This is a genomic window from Streptococcus mitis (genome assembly GCF_009496205.1).
Classification (GTDB): domain Bacteria; phylum Bacillota; class Bacilli; order Lactobacillales; family Streptococcaceae; genus Streptococcus; species Streptococcus mitis_BN.
Window position 1 is genome coordinate 1 of record NZ_WIJO01000096.1, and the last position, 3,154, is coordinate 3,154.

Genomic DNA, 3,154 nt, shown 5'->3' on the forward strand with positions numbered 1-3,154 from the left:
CATCTTTATCATAGGCTGTAATCGTTACACTGTAGTCACCTTTAGAGGCTGTTGGTGTTCCTGTGATTTGGTTATTCGCATAACTTAAGCCTGTCGGTAAACCTGTCACTTGAACTGGATTTTCTTCACGTAAGCCTCGACCTCCTGTATTATCCGTTACTGTAACTGGAATTGGAGTGATTGGCTCGTTTTTCGTTACGGTTGCACCATTAGCTGTGATGCTTGGTCCTGTGACGTCTTTTACCTTAATTGGTACATTAACAGTATCTGTTGATGTATCTGGATAAGTAACTCTTACGACTGCATTTCCGGCATTACCTGCAATAGCTGTTGCTGGTTTACTTACGACTGTTAGCGTTCCTGGTCCATGACAACTTACTTTTCCTGTGATTTCCGCATCTGTTAATGTGTGGTTTTGATTAACCGTTAGCTCTGCACCTGTCGGATTATACTTAGCCGTTTGTTCTTGTACCGTAATAACAATATTTTTTGTGGCAGGATTATTGTTCTTATCATAGGCTTTAATCGTTACATTGTAATTCCCTTTAGCTGCCGTTGGTGTCCCCGTGATTTGGTTATTGGCATAACTTAAGCCTGTCGGTAAGCCTGTGACTTCTATTGGTTTTGTGGTACGCATTCCAACTCCGCCATTGTTATCAACAGCAGTCACTGAAATAGCTGGTATTGCTTCATTTTTAGTTACTGTAGCATTATTGGCTGTGATAGTTGGTGGTGTTGTATCTCTAGGAGTTAGAGCTGTAGTCCCATACATAACATAAGATTCATTTGATGCAATCTGCTCTCCCACTGTAGCAGCAAAAACTCGACCATATCTATTTGCTTCTGCTTCTGTCACATCATTTTTCAACTTAACCTTAGCATGCATATGAATCGCATAATCTAAGTTTTCTCCTGAGGCTATGTCTAAACCTAAATAGTAAGATGCTCGAGGATAGTTTCCGTTTTTATCTCTTACGGCTGTATTCAATGTTTGATCATTTGCATTAGATTTGAATACTTGTTTTTTTCTATCATCAGTATAAGCCCCTGAATTAGGGTCATACATAGTATATCTATCGTTGTTGAAAATTCTATCTTTTTGTCCAGCAAAAACTTCTCCCTGAGAAATTCTCGCTTCATTTCCATGTTGAACGAATCCATCAAATCCATCTGTAGTTCCACCTACGCTTCTATAGCGTGTAAAAGTAAGATCTCTAACCGTATTGCTAGAATCCATAATATTAAATGGAAGTTGGAAATAATAGTGTTGTTTTTGCCCCGGAGATACAATTCTTCTAGCATTATTATTGAAGAAGACGTCATAAACAATCCATTTTCCTTCAGAATCTTGCACATAGTATGACTTAATGTCTGTTTTAGTTTTTGTTAGCTCTGGATTATTATTTCTTGTCGTACCTCTCGGATTTACAGAAGCAAAATATTTAATATTAGTTAATGCTCCTGAAGTTGTCGAAGAATCTGCTCTAAATTGCGAACCAACACCCATATTTCGTCCATTACGAGGATCATGTGAACCCGAAGTTAAACGTAGGGTAGCAATCTTAACAGAGTTAAACATTCGCTTCACGCGTCCAGTCAAATCTTCGACCTCACTAGCAGCTACAGTCGTATTTGCTAGTGTACTCTGTGCTAGCGATAACAGTTCTTTCGCTTTACCAAGGACTTCTTTAGTTGATTCATCTTCTGGTAACTCTAGAACTGCCGCTTCTAATTCTGCAACTGAGGCATTGAGTTTATCTTTACCATTGGCTGATGAGCTAGTTTCTGCTGAAGCTTCAACGCGGCGGCTCCCATCTTCTGCATTATTAGAATGTTCTTTATTTTGTAATTCCTCATCTTTTAAGCTTGATAATGTTGTAAAATCATTAGACAACGTTTCTGCCAGACTATCAATATCTCCTTGTACTGCATCAGAACTATTTAACAACACTTGCGCCTTTAATAATCTCACTTTAATCAAAGAAACAACTGAAGATTTTAATGTTTTTTTGCTGTCTAAAAGTTGACTTAGTTCGCCAACCACTTTACTTAGTTTAGTTTTATCGACAGTATCGGCTTTTTGTTGTTTCAAATTAGGTGCTTCAACTGAATTAGGAACAACAGTATCCTTTGGTTGTTCTACTTTATTTCCGAAAGCAACAGGAGTTCCTGTGTTCTCGGTTGTAGCATTTGCAACTTCAGCAGTTCTCGAATCGTCTACTAAAACATTGGTTGCTTTACCTTCTCCGACTTTATTGTCAACTACATCTGCAGTAACTCCATCAGGTTTGACCTCAATATTATCTGCACTTACTCCGTGTGTTCCTAAAAACATCAGAGCTGCAACAGCAACGGATACTGCTCCAAAACTATATTTACGAATTGAAAAGCGTAACACCTTCTCACTCTGATGTCGCTTGACCCTACTTAATGAATTCGATTTTTGTTCCATTTGTCCTCCTCTTGTTAACTGAACTAATTCAAAATAAAAACACGGGATGCAGTGCTTCGAAAATAATGAATTATGATTGATGACTTGATAACTAAAAATCACTATAGTACTCATAGCTACAAATATAGCAATTTATTCAAAAACCCCAAATTATAACGACATGAGATAATCTATACTATTTTGCGATAATATACATCAAACTATCAGCTCATTATATTAGTTTAATCATAATTTTTCAATAAAAAACAAAATCCGGTATGCGGTAAAAATTTTAGGTAACTGGTCAAAGTGGAAATTAGTCTAAAACGGATTTTTATGGTGGAATTAAGTGTGAGACGTTTGAGTTAGAAATGAGGTCTACTATGACAAAAAAGAAACACCTTACCCTTTCAGACCGCAATGATATCCAACTGGGTTTAGAGCGAGGTAAAACCTTCAAAGCTATTAGACAACTTATTCTAAAAGACCCGACTACTGTTTCTAAAGAAGTCAAACAAAACAAACAAATTAGAGACTCTACCTCTAATAACCTTCCTTGTCCTCTACTCGATAAAGCCCCCTTTGTTTGTAATGGCTGCCCTAAAAGAAGACAAAATTGTGGATTTAAAAAAATCTTCTACCTCGCTAAGCAAGCTCAAAAGCAGTACGAACAAACTCTTGTCGAAGCTCGTGAAGGAACTCCCCTCAATTCCAAGACCTTCT

General features: G+C 37.4%; 2 protein-coding genes. One reads left to right on the forward strand and one right to left on the reverse strand.

The genetic code is table 11. The features are described from left to right. On the reverse strand, nt 1-2,452 hold a 2,452-nt coding region (locus GEZ85_RS09985), incomplete at its 3' end, for a YSIRK-type signal peptide-containing protein (protein ID WP_194251553.1). A gap of 362 nt (nt 2,453-2,814) precedes the next feature. Between GEZ85_RS09985 and GEZ85_RS09990 the strand changes: the two genes are divergently transcribed. Continuing rightward, nucleotides 2,815-3,154 (forward strand): helix-turn-helix domain-containing protein (locus GEZ85_RS09990; RefSeq protein WP_153210125.1); only part of this gene is annotated, 340 nt, incomplete at its 3' end.